General features: G+C 66.8%; 15 protein-coding genes. 2 read left to right on the forward strand and 13 right to left on the reverse strand.

What is annotated here, in order from left to right:
- Positions 1 to 112 precede the first annotated feature (112 nt).
- The 13 genes from EL288_RS21230 to EL288_RS21290 form a co-directional block, all read right to left on the reverse strand.
- Positions 113 to 886, reverse strand: coding sequence for an enoyl-CoA hydratase/isomerase family protein (locus EL288_RS21230; RefSeq protein WP_003807972.1), 774 nt, complete (start codon positions 884 to 886; stop codon positions 113 to 115).
- 34 nt (positions 887 to 920) lie between these two features.
- Positions 921 to 1,604, reverse strand: coding sequence for a nitroreductase (locus EL288_RS21235; protein WP_033458385.1), 684 nt, complete (start codon positions 1,602 to 1,604; stop codon positions 921 to 923).
- A 19-nt stretch (positions 1,605 to 1,623) separates the two neighbouring features.
- A complete protein-coding gene (locus tag EL288_RS21240) occupies positions 1,624 to 2,046 on the reverse strand; it encodes a YybH family protein (RefSeq protein WP_003807970.1) in 423 nt (140 codons plus the stop codon).
- A gap of 10 nt (positions 2,047 to 2,056) precedes the next feature.
- Entirely contained in the window at positions 2,057 to 3,031 is a 975-nt protein-coding gene (locus tag EL288_RS21245) for a Bug family tripartite tricarboxylate transporter substrate binding protein (RefSeq protein WP_033453682.1), read from the reverse strand.
- A 10-nt stretch (positions 3,032 to 3,041) separates the two neighbouring features.
- On the reverse strand, positions 3,042 to 4,217 hold the full coding sequence (locus tag EL288_RS21250; protein ID WP_003807967.1) for a CaiB/BaiF CoA transferase family protein: 1,176 nt from the start codon (positions 4,215 to 4,217) through the stop codon (positions 3,042 to 3,044).
- 1 nt (position 4,218) lies between these two features.
- Positions 4,219 to 5,457: a CaiB/BaiF CoA transferase family protein gene (locus tag EL288_RS21255; protein ID WP_033458386.1), complete on the reverse strand. Its 1,239-nt coding sequence runs from the start codon at positions 5,455 to 5,457 to the stop codon at positions 4,219 to 4,221.
- A gap of 92 nt (positions 5,458 to 5,549) precedes the next feature.
- A complete protein-coding gene (locus EL288_RS21260) occupies positions 5,550 to 6,716 on the reverse strand; it encodes an acyl-CoA dehydrogenase family protein (RefSeq protein ID WP_003807965.1) in 1,167 nt (388 codons plus the stop codon).
- Between the two features lie 25 nt (positions 6,717 to 6,741).
- Positions 6,742 to 7,197: a MaoC family dehydratase gene (locus EL288_RS21265; RefSeq protein ID WP_003807963.1), complete on the reverse strand. Its 456-nt coding sequence runs from the start codon at positions 7,195 to 7,197 to the stop codon at positions 6,742 to 6,744.
- Between the two features lie 35 nt (positions 7,198 to 7,232).
- Positions 7,233 to 8,120: an HpcH/HpaI aldolase/citrate lyase family protein gene (locus EL288_RS21270; protein WP_003807962.1), complete on the reverse strand. Its 888-nt coding sequence runs from the start codon at positions 8,118 to 8,120 to the stop codon at positions 7,233 to 7,235.
- 203 nt (positions 8,121 to 8,323) lie between these two features.
- Entirely contained in the window at positions 8,324 to 10,066 is a 1,743-nt protein-coding gene (locus tag EL288_RS21275; RefSeq protein WP_080705030.1) for an FAD-dependent oxidoreductase, read from the reverse strand.
- A 17-nt stretch (positions 10,067 to 10,083) separates the two neighbouring features.
- Positions 10,084 to 10,656, reverse strand: a complete 573-nt coding sequence (locus tag EL288_RS21280; RefSeq protein ID WP_003807960.1) for a nuclear transport factor 2 family protein — start codon at positions 10,654 to 10,656, stop codon at positions 10,084 to 10,086.
- Positions 10,657 to 10,658: 2 nt separating this feature from the next.
- Positions 10,659 to 11,642 carry a Bug family tripartite tricarboxylate transporter substrate binding protein gene (locus tag EL288_RS21285; protein WP_010925886.1) on the reverse strand — a complete coding sequence of 328 codons (984 nt, stop codon included), beginning with the start codon at positions 11,640 to 11,642 and terminating at the stop codon, positions 10,659 to 10,661.
- Between the two features lie 187 nt (positions 11,643 to 11,829).
- Positions 11,830 to 12,636, reverse strand: a complete 807-nt coding sequence (locus tag EL288_RS21290; protein WP_003807958.1) for an enoyl-CoA hydratase/isomerase family protein — start codon at positions 12,634 to 12,636, stop codon at positions 11,830 to 11,832.
- Between the two features lie 129 nt (positions 12,637 to 12,765).
- Here EL288_RS21290 and EL288_RS21295 point away from each other — a divergent pair, with 129 nt between their 5' ends.
- Positions 12,766 to 13,404: a DUF4286 family protein gene (locus EL288_RS21295; RefSeq protein ID WP_232018710.1), complete on the forward strand. Its 639-nt coding sequence runs from the start codon at positions 12,766 to 12,768 to the stop codon at positions 13,402 to 13,404.
- A 71-nt stretch (positions 13,405 to 13,475) separates the two neighbouring features.
- Complete coding sequence (locus EL288_RS21300) at positions 13,476 to 15,140, forward strand: ATP-dependent acyl-CoA ligase (protein ID WP_232018711.1); 1,665 nt, start codon at positions 13,476 to 13,478, stop codon at positions 15,138 to 15,140.
- Position 15,141 lies beyond the last annotated feature (1 nt).

A 15,141-nucleotide genomic window follows, 5' to 3' on the forward strand; every position in this document is an offset into this window, starting at 1 on the left:
CCGTACGCATTAGATGCGTGGAGACAGAACCCGGTCAATCCAGACCGCGCGGTTGTTCCGTACCCTGGAAACGCGCGCCAGGCGCGGCATCATGATGGTGTTGCGGCCAGTCTCAACCGTCCTTGCGGCCGCCGGCAAAGCGCGCCACGCCCGCCTCCAGCGACGGCGACTGGGTCCGATAGCGATGCTGCATCCAGCGTTCGTGGCGCAGTCCGTCCGACAGCGGCAGCTCCATCGATTTGCGCACCATCTCTTTCATCGACGCCAGCGCCAGCGCATCGGCCCGGGCAATTTCGCCGGCCAGCTCCAGCGTGGCGCGCTCCAGTTGCTCGGCGGGCACGGCCTGCGCCGCCAGGCCCAGCTCGACCGCCTCCTGGCCCGTCATGCGCCTGCCCGTCACCAGGTAGTACATGGCGCGCTGCAGGCCCAGCTTGCGCGGCAAGCGCTGGGAACTGCCGCCGCTGGGCAACAGATTGCGGCGGATGTGTTCGTCGCCCAGCTGGGCCTGGGCATCCGCGATCATCAGGTCGCAGGCCAGCGCCAGCTCGAAGCCGCCCGCCATGGCATAGCCGTTGACGCTGGCCAGCACGATCTGCGGCGCGGACTCCAGGCGCTCGTAGGTGTCCTGCATCAGGTCCTGGTGGCGCATATGCGCCGCGCGGTCGGCCAGCACCCCGCCGGCCAGCCACTTGAGGTCATTGCCTGCGCAGAAGGCGCGCCCCTGGCCGCGGATAACCAGGACCTTCACGTCCGCGGCCGCGCCGCATTCGCGCACCGCATCGTTGAGCATTTGCAGCGTCGGTCCGTCCAGGGCGTTCATCCGCTCGGGGCGGTTCAGCGTCAGGCGCCGCACATGGGGCGCGGGATTGTCGATCAACAATGTCATGCTGGGTTCTCCGGCGTCATCGCCATCGGATGGATCAAACCATTTGCAGGATGTCGTCCAGCCCCGCGCGTTCGGTACGGTATCCGTTGACGGGGTGCGCGCGGTCCGCGTAGCCGAACGAAATGCCGCACACCACGGCGCGCCCTTCGTCCAGGCCGAAATACCGCCGGATGAATCCCGACTGCATCGCCAGCGCGGCCTGGGGCGTGGTCGCGACGCCGTGGGCATGGGCGGCAAGCAGGAACGCGCCGACAAAGCCGCCCACGTCCACCGCGCCATACGCGCCCAGCTCCCGCGCGACCGTGACGATCGCCACATGGGGCGCGCCGAACAGGCGGAAATTCTCGAACGACTGGCTCGCGCGGCGCGCCTTGTCGTCCCGCTCGATACCCAGCGCCTCGTAGAGCTGCAGGCCCGACCTGCGCCGGCGATCCAGGTAGACGCCCCGGTACTCGGCCGGAAACGGCAAATCGGAATCCAGCTCGGGATGCCGGCGCGCCTGCTCCATCAAGGCCAGGCGGAAACGGTCGGTGCTCGCGCCCGAGGCAACCACCAGCTGCCAGGGCTGGGTGTTGCACCACGAGGCGGTACGCCGCGCCACATCGACGATGTCGCGGATCACCGCCTCCGGTACCTGGCGCGGCAGATAGGCGCGGCAGGTGGAACGCCCCGCGCTCAGGCGCTTCAGCGCTTCGATGTCGGCGTGGCCTGCGGTCATGAATGCGACTCCCGGAAGGTCAGTCCTGGCCCAGCGGCGGCGCCGCCGGTTCGGAGGAAAAGTGGTGTTGGAGGATGCGCCAGCGGCCCGCGTCGCGCCGCAGCACCAGGGTGGCGCGCAGGGTCGACCGCGTCTGCGCCTGGCCGGCCAGCGTGAACGCGAAACACACCATGCCCTGGGCAAGTATGCAATCCTCGCCCAGCGTGCGCAGCGCCGTCTCCGACAGCGTCATGCCGCCGGCGAGGATCACGCCGTCGTAGGTGGCGAAGTAGGCCCTTATGGACTCACGCCCCACGTAGTGGCCGGGACGTCCGCCAAACAGCAGGCCGTCCTCGCAATACGTGGCGGCCAGGCCGTCGGCGTCCCAACGCGCGCCCGCGCGGTTCCATTCGGCGCACACCGCGTCCAGCGCGGGCTGCGCGATATCGCAGAGATCGGCCACGCGCGCCTCCTCAGCCTTTCGGCGCGCCGGCCGTGCTCATCAGCTTGCGCCATTTTTCCAGCTCTCCGGGGCCGGCCGCCTTGGCGGTCGCGGCATCCTGGATGTCCACTTCCAGGCCCTGCTGCCGGCACAAATCCTGGAACTCGGTCGTGCCGGCGGCCGCGGTAACGCCTGCTGACAGTCTGTCGACGACGGCCTGCGGCGTGCCGCGCGGCACGAACAGCCAGATCGGCGAGGCCGTCTCGTAACCGGGATAGCCCGACTCGGCCACCGTCGGCACATCGGGCAGGCTTTGCGAGCGCTGCAAGGTGGTTACCGCCAGGGCGCGCAGGCGGCCGCCCTTGATCAGCGGCAACACCGAGGACATGCCGTTGAAGCTGAGGTCGATCTGCCCCGATGCGGCGTCCAGCGCCACCTGGCCCGGCGCCTTGTACGGGATATGGTTGAGCTTGACCTTCGTCATTTCCTCGAACAGCGTCGCGGCCAGGTGCGAGGTCGTGCCATTGCCGGACGAACCATAGGTAATGACGCCCGGCTTCTTCCTGGCGGCCTCGATCACGTCGCCCAGGGTCTTGTACGGGGAGCTCGTCGACACGGAGATCACCAGCGCCGAATTCGCGACGCGGGCGACGGGCTCGAAGTCCTTGACCGCATCGTAGGGCGTCTTCATCACCAATTGATTGGTGTAGTGCTGCGCATAGGTGGCCAGCAAGGTATAGCCGTCGGGCGTCGCCTTGGCCACGAATTCCGTGCCTATCATGCCGCTGGCGCCGGCCTTGTTCTCGACCACGACCGGAACGCTCCATGCCTTGCCCATGCTGGCCGCGATCTGGCGCGCGGTCAGGTCCGTGCCCGATCCCACGCCGGTCGGCACGATGATGCGCACGGGTTTGCCATCGGGAAAATCCGCGCCCATGGCGGGGCTGGCCAGCACGGCAAGCATGGCCAGCGCGGCGGCGCCGAAGAGTGTGCGCGCAATCGTCATGATCGTCTCCTTAGATAAAGGTCTGTCTTTCTTGGTATGCGAGGATGTGTTCGTCCGGCAGCCAGCCGCGCAACGCGGCGACGGCATTGCCGGTACTGAGCGGCGCGGGCGGCTCGGGCCGCCCCGCCGGGGTGCGCGAAAAGCGCGGCCCCGGCGCGGGATGGACCACGCCCTCGATGTCGGTCAGCGTGCCGCGCTGGCGGATATGCGGATGCGCGAGCGCCTCGTCGAAATCCAGCACCGGCGCCAGGCAGGCGTCCGACGCCCCCAGCAGTTCGGTCCACTCATCGCGCGTGCGCTCCCGGAACCGGGCCGCCAGAACCTGCTTGGCCTGCGGCCACGCGGCGCGGTCCATTTGTTCCTGCAGCAGCGGATGATCCTGCAGCTGCAGTTTCTCCAGCAACAGCCGGTAGAACTTGTCTTCGATGGGCGCCACCGACACATACTTGCCGTCCGCGCATTCGTACACCTCATAGCAGGGCGCGCCCGTATCGACCAGATTGGTGCCGCGCTGCTTGCCGTGCATGCCCGCGCCATGCATGCCCATGATCACCGTCATGAGCGAAGCGACCCCATCCACCATGGCGGCATCGACCACCTGGCCCTTGCCGGACCCGCGCGCCTCCAGTATGCCGGCCAGCAGGCCAAAGGCCAGGTACAGCGAGCCGCCCGCGTAATCGCCCAGCACGTTCAGCGGCGGCGTGGGCGCCTGCCCGGCCCGGCCCATGGCATGCAGGGCGCCCGTGATGGAAATGTAGTTCAGATCGTGGCCCGCCGCCTTGGCCAGCGGCCCCTCCTGCCCCCAGCCCGTCACCCGGCCATAGACCAGGCGCGGGTTGCGGGCCAGGCACGCATCCGGCCCCAGGCCCAGGCGCTCCATCACCCCCGGGCGGAAGCCCTCGATCAAGGCGTCGGCCTGGCCCAGCAATTCCAGCACCATCTCGACGGCGGCCGGGTCCTTGAGATCGACGCGGATGGACTTGCGGTTGCGCAGGCCCAGGTCGAACTGCACCGGACGCGGCGCCCCCAGCCCGGAGGGCTGCTTGCGGTCCACGCGGATCACCGTGGCGCCCAGGTCGGCCAGGAACATGGCGGCCAGCGGCCCCGGGCCGATGCCCGCGATCTCGACCACCTTCACGCCGGCAAGCGGGCCAGGACGGTGGCCGGCCTTCGCAGCATCGCCCATCTCAGATCACCCCTGCGCCGCGCAACTGGTCGAGCTGGGCGTCGGACAGCTTGAGCAGGCCCTGGTAGATCTCGTTGTTGGATGTCCCGAGCTCCTGGGCGGGTTGCCCGAAGCTGGAAGGCGTGCCGGAAAACTGGATGGGCAGGCCCATGCCCATGGCATCGATATTGGCCAGGCCCGGGTGCTCCAGCTTGACCACCGCGCCGCGTTGCCGCAATGCCGGATCCTGCAGCACCTCCTGGGGCGAGCGCACCGGCGCGGCCGGCACGCCGCGCTTTTCCTGCAGCTCGTGTATGACTTCGGCGCTGGTATGGCGGCGCGTCCAGTCCTCGATCATGGCGTTGATCTCGGTCGCGTGCTTCATCCGCGGCCCCCGCGTGGCATAGCGCGGGTCCTCGGCCAGCTCGGGCTTGCCGATGGCCTGCATGAGACTGCCGAACCAATCCGGCTGGAAGGCCACCATCGCCACATGGCCGTCGGAGGTGCCATAAACCCCGAACGGCACGAGCCGGTCGTGGAAGTTGCCCGAGCGCTTGGGATAGCCGTGCGCCATGAACACGTCGAAATGCTCTTCGGCCACCAGCGAGGCCAGGCAATCGAGCATCGATACCTGCACGCACTGCCCCTCGCCCGTCTTGCCGCGATGGATCAGCGCGGCGAGAATCCCGTTTACCGCGTACAGGGGCGCGACCATGTCGGCAATCGGCAGCGCCCAGCGCGTGGGCGGACCATCGGCGACGCCGGTCACGTCCATGATGCCCGACAGCGCCTGCACGATGATATCCATGCCCTTGAGCTTGGGATACGGGCTGGGCTCGCCGAAGGCCTTGACCGAAGCGTAGATGATCTTCGGGTTGGCCTTGCGCACGCTCTCATAATCCACGCCCAGGCGGGCCGTGGTGCCCTCGCTGGCGTTCTCGATCAGGACATCGCACTCCTTGGCCAGCTCCATGAACAGCGCCCGGCCCTGCTCGGTCTTCAGGTTCAAGGTGACGCTTTTCTTGTTGCGCGCCCGGTTGAGCGTGGTCAAGGACACCTCGTCCTCATGCCTGACGCCGAAGTGAATGCCGTCCTTGCCGACATAGGGCGGATTGTTGCGCGCGATGTCGCCGCCGCCCGGCGATTCGACCCGGATCACTTCGGCGCCCAGGCCGCCCAGCAGCAGCGAGCCCAACGGGCCGGCCAGCGCCACGGTCAAATCAAGAACGCGTATACCTTCCAAAGGTCCTGTTACTGCCATGGCCGTCTCCTCAAGCCCTGTGCGGTCGGGGCCCGGCCATCGAAGGCCGGGTTGGCGCCGCAACCATTATTGGGAACATCCGCGCCCGCCGCTCAATACGACTTGGGCAGCCCCAGCTTGCGCTCGGCGATGTTCGACAAGACCAGCTGCGGCGAAACCGGCGCGATGTAGCCGATCCAGGCCTCGCGCATGAAGCGCTCCACGTGGTACTCCTTCGCATAACCGTAGCCGCCGTGCGTCAGGATCGAATTCTGGCACGCTTGCATGCAGGCCTCGGACGCCAGCAGCTTGGCCGCATTGGCCTCCGATCCGCAGGACTCTCCGCGGTCGTACAGGTCCGCCGCGGCAAGCATCATGTGATTGGCGGCCTCCAGCTCGGCCCAGCTGCGCGCCAGGGGATGCTGGATTCCCTGGTTCTTGCCGATGGGGCGGCCGAACACCACGCGCTCCTTGGCGTACTGCGTGGCCAGCTTCAGCACGGCGCGGCCCATGCCGACCTGCTCCGCCGCCACCAGGACGCGTTCGGCGTTCATGCCGTGGAAGATATAGGACAGCCCCTTGCCCTCTTCGCCGATCAGGGCATCCTTGGCTACCGGCAGGTTGTCGATGAACAACTCGTTCGTATCCACCGCCCCCCGGCCCAGCTTGTCGATCTCCCGGATGTCGACGTAGTTGCGGTCCAGTTTGGTGTAGAACAGGCTCAGCCCTTCGCTGTGCTTCTTCACTTCCTCGATCGGCGTCGTGCGGGCCAGGATCAGCATGTGGTCGGCCACCTGCGCGGTCGAGATGAAGACCTTTTTCCCCGTGATCAGGTAGCTGCCGTCGGGCTGCTTCCTGGCCACGGTCTTCAGCTTCGTCGTGTCCAGCCCCGGATCTGGCTCGGTGACGGCGAAGCACGCCTTGTGTTCGCCGCGGCCGAAGGGCGGCAGCCAGGCCTGCTTCTGGGCCTGCGTGGCGAAATGCACCACCGGCTGCAGGCCGAAAATGTTCATGTGGATGCTCGACGCCGCGGCCTGTCCGCCGCATTCGGCCACCACGCGCATGAACAGCGCGGCCTCGGTCACGCCCAGGTTCGCCCCGCCCACCTCCTCCGGCATGCAGATCCCCAGCCAGCCGCCGCTCGCGACAGCCTCGAAGAACTCATGGGGAAACTCATGCTTCTTGTCCTTCTCGCGCCAGTAGGAATGCGGAAAGTCCGCGCAGATCTTCTCCGCCGCGTCGACAATGGCCTGCTGCTCTTCGCTGAGCTGATAATTCATGCTGCATCTCCTTGTAGCGACGCGATCAGGCGGCGGGCCTGAGCATCATCAGGCCCGTGCGCACGGCCGTGCATACAATCTCATCGCGCTGATTCCTGGCCACGTGCTTGAAGGTGACGATGCCGGAATCCTGGCGGCTCCTGGACAATCGGGTTTCAAGGATCTCGGTCTCGACGCGAATGGTGTCGCCGTGGAAGGTGGGCTTGGGAAACGCGATCTCCCCGAAGCCCAGGTTCCCCAGCGTGGTGCCCAGCGTGGTCTCGTACACCGTAATGCCGGCCACCAGCGCCAGCAGGAACATGCTGTTGACCAGGCGCTGGCCGTAGATGCTGTTCGCGCTGTACTCGGCATCGATGTGCAGCGGCGCGCAGTTGTAGGTCATGGCCGAGAACAGCACGTTGTCGGTCTCGGTGACGGTACGGCGGATGGCATGCTCGACCACCATGCCGGTTTTGAAGTCTTCGAAATACAGGCCTGCCATGTCGGATCTCCTGGGTATGGGGGGTGTTGCCGTGCTCAGGCGTCGAAGGCCCGCGCGAGCGCAATGACCTCGTGCGCGGTCTTGACGTGGGCGATGTCGATGTGTTCGCCGTCGTACATGACCGATGCGCGGCCTTGCGCCTGGGCGGCGTCGAGCGCGTCTATCATTCCTTGGTAATACGCCACGTCCTCGGCCGTCGGCGTATAGGTGCGGTTGATCGTTTCCACCTGCATCGGATGCAGGGCCAGCTCGCCGGACATGCCGAGCTGGCGGTCGAACGCGGAAGACCGGGCCAGTCCCTCCAGGTCCTTGATCTGTTGCCAGATGCCGCCGATGGCCTGCTTGCCCGCGGCGCGCGCGGCCATGACCACGCGCGATTTCAGGTACTCGGTTTCGCGGCCTTCCGGCGTCCAGACGAACTTCAGGGCGCGCCCCATGTCGGCGTTCTTGGCCGTGGCGCCGACGATGCCGACCACGCGCGGCATTTGCGCGATCTCGTAGCACAGCTGCATCGAGCGCGCCGTCTCCAGCAGGGGGATCAGACCGATGGAGCCCAGCGGCAGATTGGCGCGCGTTTCCGCCTCGGCGATCATGCTCGAGGCCATGTACACATCTTCCGGCCCCCAGGGCTTGGAGATGACGACGCCTTCGACGCCGGGCTGCGCCACGGCAAGAATGTCGTCCAGGTCATAGATGTGCGCGCTGCGGTTGATGCGCACCCAGATGCGCTGGCCCTGGGCGATCAGCGCGGGGATTTTCCGCGCCACCAGCTCGCGCGCGGCCAGCTTCTCCGCCGGCGGCACGCTGTCTTCGAGGTCGAGAATCAGTGCGTCGGCCTTGGCCAGCGCGGCCTTGTCGAGCATGGACTCCTTGTTGCCGGGAACGAAAAGAAAGGAACGGATAGGCTTCACTTGCGTCGTCATGTCCACCTCGACTTGGGGGTATCGATCAGGTTCAGTCGGCCGCCAATCTACCAACTGGTAGTTAGCTGCCTAACAACAGTTAGTTAGTTAGTTTGACGACGAAAATGCGCGCCCGAAACTAGGGTTTTCACTGAGTATGTGCGGAAAGGGGGTCGAGGGCCCGTATCCGGCGGCGGGCGCGCCGCGCCGTGGCGCCCTCTCGTTCAGGCGCCGGCGGCGCCCCGCGCGGCGATGTATCCGAAGGTCAGCGCGGGTCCGATGTTGATGCCCGCGCCCGGATAGTTGCCGCCCATGATGCTCTGCATATCGTTGCCCGCGGCGAACAGCCCGTCGATGGTCCGTCCGTCGCCGTCCAGCACCCGGGCGCGCTCGTCGGTCGCCAGCCCCGCGAAGGTTCCGATGTCGCCGATCAGCAGCTTCACCGCATAGAACGGCGCGCTGCGTATCTCGGCCACGCACGGGTTGCCGGCGTGGCCGCCGTCGCCCTGGAAGCGGTTGTACCGGGTGCTGCCCTTGCCGTACTCCGGGTCGATGCCGCGCGGCGCTCCCGCGTTGAATCTCGCCAGCGTCTCGGCCAGGTTCGCGGCGTCGATTCCCGCCTTTCCGGCCAGGTCCGCGATCGACTCGCCCCGGATCAGGTAGCCCGACTTCACGTGCTTGCCGACGGGAAACGGGAAAGGCTTGACGAAGCCCAGCCCATAGCGCCTGAGCGCGCGGCGGTCGCAGATCAGGAAGATGTCGCCGTCGCTGCCCGACTTGATGTACGCACGGCCGAAGTCATGGTACGAGTGGGATTCGTTGACGAATCTCTTTCCATCGCGCAGGACGGCGATCATTCCCGGTTTGGCCCGATCGATCACATGCGGAAACGCCGCCTCCCCCCCGGGCATCGGGACCAGGGAAACCGGCATCCAGGCGGCATTGTCCGGCAGCTGGTTGCGCACCACGCCGCCGGCCGACATGCCCAGCCGCAGGCCGTCGCCCACGTTGCTTGCGATGACCGGCGAAGCATGCGGGCGCCCCGCTGCCACGTGCCTGAAGAGTTCCTGCTTGAGCGCGGCGTCGTTGGAGAATCCCCCGCATGCAAGCACCACGCCGCGATCGGCCCGGATCCGTCGCGCGGGCTTGCCGTCGATGCTGACCCATGCCCCCGTGACCCGCCCGCCCTCGCGCTCCAGCCTCTCCACCTGGGTCGAGACGCTGAACCTGACGCCGGCGTCCATGGCGCTGTTTATCAGCCTGGCCGCCAGCGCATTGCCGTTGGCAAGCCGGGTTCCGCGCCGATACAGCAGCAGGTCGCGGCAATGGGCCGCGAGGCGTTTCGAGACGATATACGCGGACTTGACGGACCGCGTGGCGTTGAAGAAATGGCCCAGCTCGGTGCCGGACCCGATGTTCAGCCCGAACAGCGTGGTTTGCCGCAAGGGCCGGCGCAGCAGCTTGATATGCTTGCCCAGCAGGCGCGCGTCATAGGGTTGCGCGACGATGGAGCGCCCCATCGCCGCGCCCGGGGCTTCGGAGTGGTAGTCGGGAAACGTCGGCGACGCGAGAAACCTGACCTCGGTGGCATCCTCCAGGAAGGCAACCATCTCGGGGCCGTGCTTCAGGTAGGCCTCGACGTGAGGCGCGGAGTAGGCCTCGCCCAGCTCGTGCTTGAGATACGTCGCGGCCTGCTCCGTGGAGTCCTCCACGCCGGCGCGGCGCGCGACCGGGCTGCAGGGAATCCAGGCCCAGCCGCCCGACACTGCGGTGGTGCCGCCAAGCACCGGGGTTTTTTCCACCACCAGCACATCGAGCCCCAGCTTGCGCGCGGTGATGGCGGCGCTCAATCCGGCCGCGCCCGAGCCGATTACCAAAAGGTCTACCTTGTCTTCCGTGGTCATGCATTCCTCTGCCAATGACGGACTGCGGCCCTGCCCCAGCATATCCTGGCGCCGGGCGGCCATGCAGGCCTTGCGTGCGCCTATGGCGCGTCCGGAAGCAGGTCCCGGCGTATCTTGAAGTACATGTCGTGCCGGTCGCGGGTGGACCAATGATTGGCGGGATTGCGCCCCGATGGCGGCTGCTGCGGCGCAAGCACCGACTCATAGACATTGGTTCGTTCGGCGACGCGCCAGTCCGGCCTGGCCGCGAACACATCGATGTACCTGCCCAGCACGATCAGGTTGGCGCCGCCGCCGGCCTGGCCATCCAGCCACAGCGCCCTGGCCTCGCGCGCGTCGCCGTCCAGCGTGAAGTGGGCCTGGTAATAGGTTTCCACCAGGGCCCTGCGGCCGGGCAGCCATTCGACGAGCAAATTGCCGATGAAATGCATCGACTGATGGATGGCCGCATGGCGCCGTGCAATCCATTCGATCATCCCGTCGATGCCGCCCCGGTATTCGCCATGATCGTCGGTGGCGCCTTCATGGAAGGCGGCCCGCACCGCGCTCCAGTCCTTGCGGTCGATGGCGCGGGCGTATTTCAGGATCACGTCCTGGATTGCCATCCGGTCGCGGATCTCTTCGATGCAGCCGGCCATGGGATCGCCTTGCATGGTCAGAGCGTGCCGTAAAGTCCGGCGTCCCTCACCGCCTTGCCCCATTTTTCCAGCTCGGCCTTCTGATAGGTCGACAGCGCCTCTCCTTCGAGGGGGAAGGTTTCTATCCCGAAGGTGGTGACAAAATCGCCCACATACTTGCTCTTGGCCGCCTTGCGCAGCGAATCCGTGAGGATCTGCGTCACGTCGGCGGGCGTGCCCTTGGGAACATAGGCCGCGAACCAGCCCGCGATATCGACATCGGCCAGGCCGTATTCCGCCAACGTGGGGATGTCGGGGTAGGCGCTCAGCCGCGCGGGCGCGAGCACGGCGAGCGGCCGCACGCCCTTCGAGAAGAACGGCTGGATCGACGGCATGTCCGCCGCGATCATGTCGACCAGCCCGCCCAGCATGTTCGACATGGCGTCATTGAGCGACTTGTACGGGATATTCAGGTAGTCCACGCCAGCCGCCTTGGCCACCATCTGGCCGGCCATTTTGGTGGTGGCGGTGTAGCTGGCATAGGTATGCTTGCCGGGGTTCTTGCGGGCCGCCTCGAGAAAATCGGCCGCCGTGCCCTGCGGGAACGACGGCCCCACCGCCATGACCAGGGTCGTTTTCATGGTCCCGATCAGGGGAATGAAGTCGTTGATCGGATCGTAGGCCAGCTTCTTGAAGATGTGCGGGTTCACCACCTGCGTCGACAGGGACGTGAACAGAATGGTGTATCCGTCGGGCGCGGCGGTTTTCGCCGCCGAAACCCCGATGACGCCATCGGCGCCCGGCCGGTTTTCCACCACCACGTTCGCCCCCAGATCCTCGGACAGCGCCTGCGCGTAGGCGCGCGCGCCCGCGTCGAAGGAGCTGCCCGCCGTGAAGGGCACGATCAGCCGCACCGGCCGGTCCTTGTTCGGAAACGGCGCGGCGCCGGCATGGGCGCAGAACGCGGAAAAAGCCAGCATGGCCAGCACAGGCACGGCCCGCCGGAAAATCGAACTCCCCATCTCAACGTCTCCTCGTGGATCTTTCACAGACCATCGTTTGTTGGCGCCGGGTCGCGGCCGGCCGCATCCGGCGCCGGCCTTCCAGGCGCAGCGAATTTATCATGAAATTGAATGGCTAGTCATTCAATTTGTGTGCCCCCCAGCCATCCTGCCCGCGGGCGATGGCAACGAAGGGCCGCGCCGTGGCTCAAGGCAGCCGGGCGGATGGAAAATCGGGAGCCCGCTTGTTGCGTACCGCGTCCAGGCCCTCCCGGGCGTCCGCGCCGAGGAATCCGAGCATCTCGATGCCGAGCGACGCATCGAAGATCGGACCGGCCATGTGCATCCAGTTGTTCAGCGCTTTCTTGGTGCCGCGGATGGCGGTCTGGCTGCCCCGCGCGAGTTTGGCGGCGATGGCCATGGCGCGCTCCATGAGTTCGTCGCGGGCCACGGCGAAGGTGACCAGGCCCAGCCGCTCCGCCTCCCTGCCATTGATGAAGTCCGCGGTCATCAGGTAGTACTTGGCCTTGGCCATGCCGCACAGCAAGGGCCAGACAATGGCGGCATGATCGCCGGCGGCCACGCCGATGCGGGCGTGGCCATCGGTGAACGTGGCGTCCTCGGCGATGACGCTGACGTCGGCCAGCAGCGCGACCGCCAGTCCGGCGCCGACCGCCGTGCCGTTGATGGCCGAAATGATCGGCTTCTCGCAAGCGAGCATGTTGTAGACGATGTCCGCCACTTCCTTCATGACGGCCGTGACCACCTCCGGATCGCCGATCATGCCTTCGATCCATTCCAGGTCGCCGCCGGCCGAAAAGGCCCGGTCGCCGGCGCCGGTGACCACCACCACCTTCACGCTGGCGTCGTCATTGATCACGTTCCACAGCTTGCTCAGCTCCCAGTGCAGGCGCGCGTTGGTGGCGTTCATTACTTCGGGGCGATTCAACGTGGCCAGCAGCACGCCATCCGGGCGGCGGTCGAAGTCGATGTGCTTGAAGTCGTCGTAGTTCATATCAGCCTTGATCGTGGTTCTAGGGAAATATCCTGTTGACGGGCAAAAGGGTGTCACGTAAGCTAAATGAACATTCATTCGATGTCAATTTCAAGCCTGCGGATAACGGCGGGGGAGTCGCAACCGACTATGAACAGCAAGGGCTTTCTGATGGTGACCATGGAACCGCCATCGGCCATGGAGGAAGAGTTCAACGAGTGGTACGACACCGAACATCTTCCCGAGCGCGCGGCCGTCGACGGATTCGAGACGGCCCGGCGATACGTGTGCCTGGACGGATTTCCGCGCTATATGGCGGCTTATGACCTGAGTTCGCCCGCCGTGCTGGAAGCCGAGTCCTACCGCAACATGGCGGGCGAGCGCTTCAGCCCCTGGTCCCAGCGGATACTGCGCAAGGCCAAGGGCCTGTGGCGCGTCACCGGCGAGCAGGTCTACCCCGGCCAGGCGCGCGCCTGCGAGGCGCCGCGCCTGCTTCTGCTGCACTACCGCGGCGTCCCGCAGGCCGCGGCCGCCAGGCTGGTCGACGAACTGCGCGCCACTTACGAACCCCACGCCCAGGTCAGCCAGCTGCGGGTCATCCGCTACCAATCCGGCGCCGGCGAGCCGCCCGGCCATGTCGCGCTCATCGAGGGCAAGGGCAGCCTGGGCGCCCTGCGCGGTCCCGCCCTGGAGGGGGAAAACGGCCGTTGCATCGTGGTGGCAAACGAGTACGCTCGATACTGGGCATACGCGCCCAATCCCGTGCTGGGGAAAGTGCTGGACGACTGACCGCGGCGCGCGGCCCCGACGGACACATCGAAACTCGCATTGGTTCAAACATGGCTCTGGAAAATTATCGAATGACTGATCATTCAAAAAATCCGCTGCAATTCGGATTTCCGCTGGGCGCTGGCTTGGCCGCCCCCTCGGAAGATCCGCTACCGCTTGGCGAGCGCGTCGCGGCGAAAGTGCTCGCCAGGCAGGCCGAGGCCGCGCCGGATCGGCCTTTTGTCTATTTCAACGGCCAGTGGCTTACCTATGCGGAAGCCGACCGGCGCGCCAACCGGGCCGCCCACGCGCTGGCCGCCGCCGGCGTCAAGCCAGGCGATCGCGTTGCCATCGACCTGCACAACCGCCTCGAGTACCTGGATCTGTGGTTCGGCCTGTCCCGGCTCGGCGCCATACAGGTGCCGATCAATACCGATTACCGCACCCCGCAGATCGCCCATACCTTCAAGCGCTCGGGCATCGACGCCGTGGTGGTCCAGGCCGCCCTGTTGCCCGAGCTGGAAGCGGCGCTCGAAGGCCTGGAAAGCCGCCCGGCGCTGCTGTTGCTGGACGCGGCCCCCGCGCAAGTGTCCGCCGCCCGCGGGTTCGATTACGCCGAGCTGGTCGCGGCCGCCTCCGACGCGCCGGTGCCGGGCTGCGCCGATGTCAGCGGCGCGGACATCGGCGCGGTCATGAACACCTCCGGCACGACCGGCCCGTCCAAGGGGGTGCTGCTGACGCACGCGCAGCAGTACATCCTGGGCCGGATGATGGCCGCGGACATGCATCTCGGCCCGGACGACGTCTACTACAACTACTTCCCGCTCTTTCACAACACCGCGCAGGCGATGCTGACCATCCCCGTCATGCTGGTCGGCGCCCGCATGGTGCTGACCGAGCGTTTCAGCGCATCGCGCTTCTGGCCCGAGGTGCGGGAGCACGGTTGCACCGCCTTCTACTACATCGGCGAGATCCTGCACATCCTCTTGAAGTCGACCACGCGGGAAGACAGCAAGGGCTCGACCCTGCGGGTCGGCTGGGGCATCGGCGGGGCGGCGGACGACCTGGTGGCGTTTCGCGAGCGCTTCGGCGTCGACCTGCGTTCGGGCTATGGATCCACCGAGGCGAACGTGCCCTGCTACGTGCCGCACGGATCGGCCAAGGCCGGCAGCGCGGGACGCGCCGCGCCCGGGTTCGAGATACGCATCGCCGACGAGCACGGCCAGGCCCTGCCCGCCGACAGCGTGGGCGAGATCCTGGTGCGGGCCGCCGAGCCCGGCGCCCTGATGGCCGGCTACGACGGCGATCCGGCCGCGACCGTCGCCGCGTGGAAAGATCTGTGGTTCCACACGGGCGACTCCGGCAAGCTGGACGCCGATGGCGATCTCTACTTTACCGGCCGCATCAAGGACGCGATCCGCGTGCGGGGCGAGAACGTATCCGCTTTCGAGGTCGAGCGCGCGATCAGCGAGGACGCCGCCGTGCTCGAGGTGGCGGCGATCGCGGTGCCGTGCGAACTCGGCGGCGACGACGTGAAGATCGTCGTGGTCGTGCGCGACGGCGCGCAACTGGAGCCCCAGACCCTGGTCGAGCATGCGCTCGCGCGGCTGCCCCGGTTCGCGGTCCCGCGCTATGTCGAGTTCGTCGACGCCCTGCCCAAGACGCCCACCAACAAGGTGATGAAACACGTCCTGCGCGCCCAGCCTTTTACCACCAACACATGGGACCGCCTGCAAACGCCGCGGTCCGGAACCTGAA

It is taken from the genome of Bordetella bronchiseptica, assembly GCF_900636925.1.
Lineage (GTDB): Bacteria > Pseudomonadota > Gammaproteobacteria > Burkholderiales > Burkholderiaceae_B > Bordetella > Bordetella pertussis.

What these genes read in the sequence shown, in the direction of transcription:
- EL288_RS21275 (WP_080705030.1), bottom strand. Translation starts at nt 10,066, where the DNA reads ATGGCCGCCCGGCGCCAGGATATGCTGGGGCAGGGCCGCAGTCCGTCA.
- EL288_RS21270 (WP_003807962.1), bottom strand. Translation starts at nt 8,120, where the DNA reads ATGACGACGCAAGTGAAGCCTATCCGTTCCTTTCTTTTCGTTCCCGGC.
- EL288_RS21265 (WP_003807963.1), bottom strand. Translation starts at nt 7,197, where the DNA reads ATGGCAGGCCTGTATTTCGAAGACTTCAAAACCGGCATGGTGGTCGAG.
- EL288_RS21295 (WP_232018710.1), top strand. Translation starts at nt 12,766, where the DNA reads ATGAACAGCAAGGGCTTTCTGATGGTGACCATGGAACCGCCATCGGCC.
- EL288_RS21250 (WP_003807967.1), bottom strand. Translation starts at nt 4,217, where the DNA reads ATGGGCGATGCTGCGAAGGCCGGCCACCGTCCTGGCCCGCTTGCCGGC.
- EL288_RS21235 (WP_033458385.1), bottom strand. Translation starts at nt 1,604, where the DNA reads ATGACCGCAGGCCACGCCGACATCGAAGCGCTGAAGCGCCTGAGCGCG.
- EL288_RS21300 (WP_232018711.1), top strand. Translation starts at nt 13,476, where the DNA reads ATGACTGATCATTCAAAAAATCCGCTGCAATTCGGATTTCCGCTGGGC.
- EL288_RS21280 (WP_003807960.1), bottom strand. Translation starts at nt 10,656, where the DNA reads ATGCAAGGCGATCCCATGGCCGGCTGCATCGAAGAGATCCGCGACCGG.
- EL288_RS21290 (WP_003807958.1), bottom strand. Translation starts at nt 12,636, where the DNA reads ATGAACTACGACGACTTCAAGCACATCGACTTCGACCGCCGCCCGGAT.
- EL288_RS21285 (WP_010925886.1), bottom strand. Translation starts at nt 11,642, where the DNA reads ATGGGGAGTTCGATTTTCCGGCGGGCCGTGCCTGTGCTGGCCATGCTG.
- EL288_RS21230 (WP_003807972.1), bottom strand. Translation starts at nt 886, where the DNA reads ATGACATTGTTGATCGACAATCCCGCGCCCCATGTGCGGCGCCTGACG.
- EL288_RS21255 (WP_033458386.1), bottom strand. Translation starts at nt 5,457, where the DNA reads ATGGCAGTAACAGGACCTTTGGAAGGTATACGCGTTCTTGATTTGACC.
- EL288_RS21245 (WP_033453682.1), bottom strand. Translation starts at nt 3,031, where the DNA reads ATGACGATTGCGCGCACACTCTTCGGCGCCGCCGCGCTGGCCATGCTT.
- EL288_RS21260 (WP_003807965.1), bottom strand. Translation starts at nt 6,716, where the DNA reads ATGAATTATCAGCTCAGCGAAGAGCAGCAGGCCATTGTCGACGCGGCG.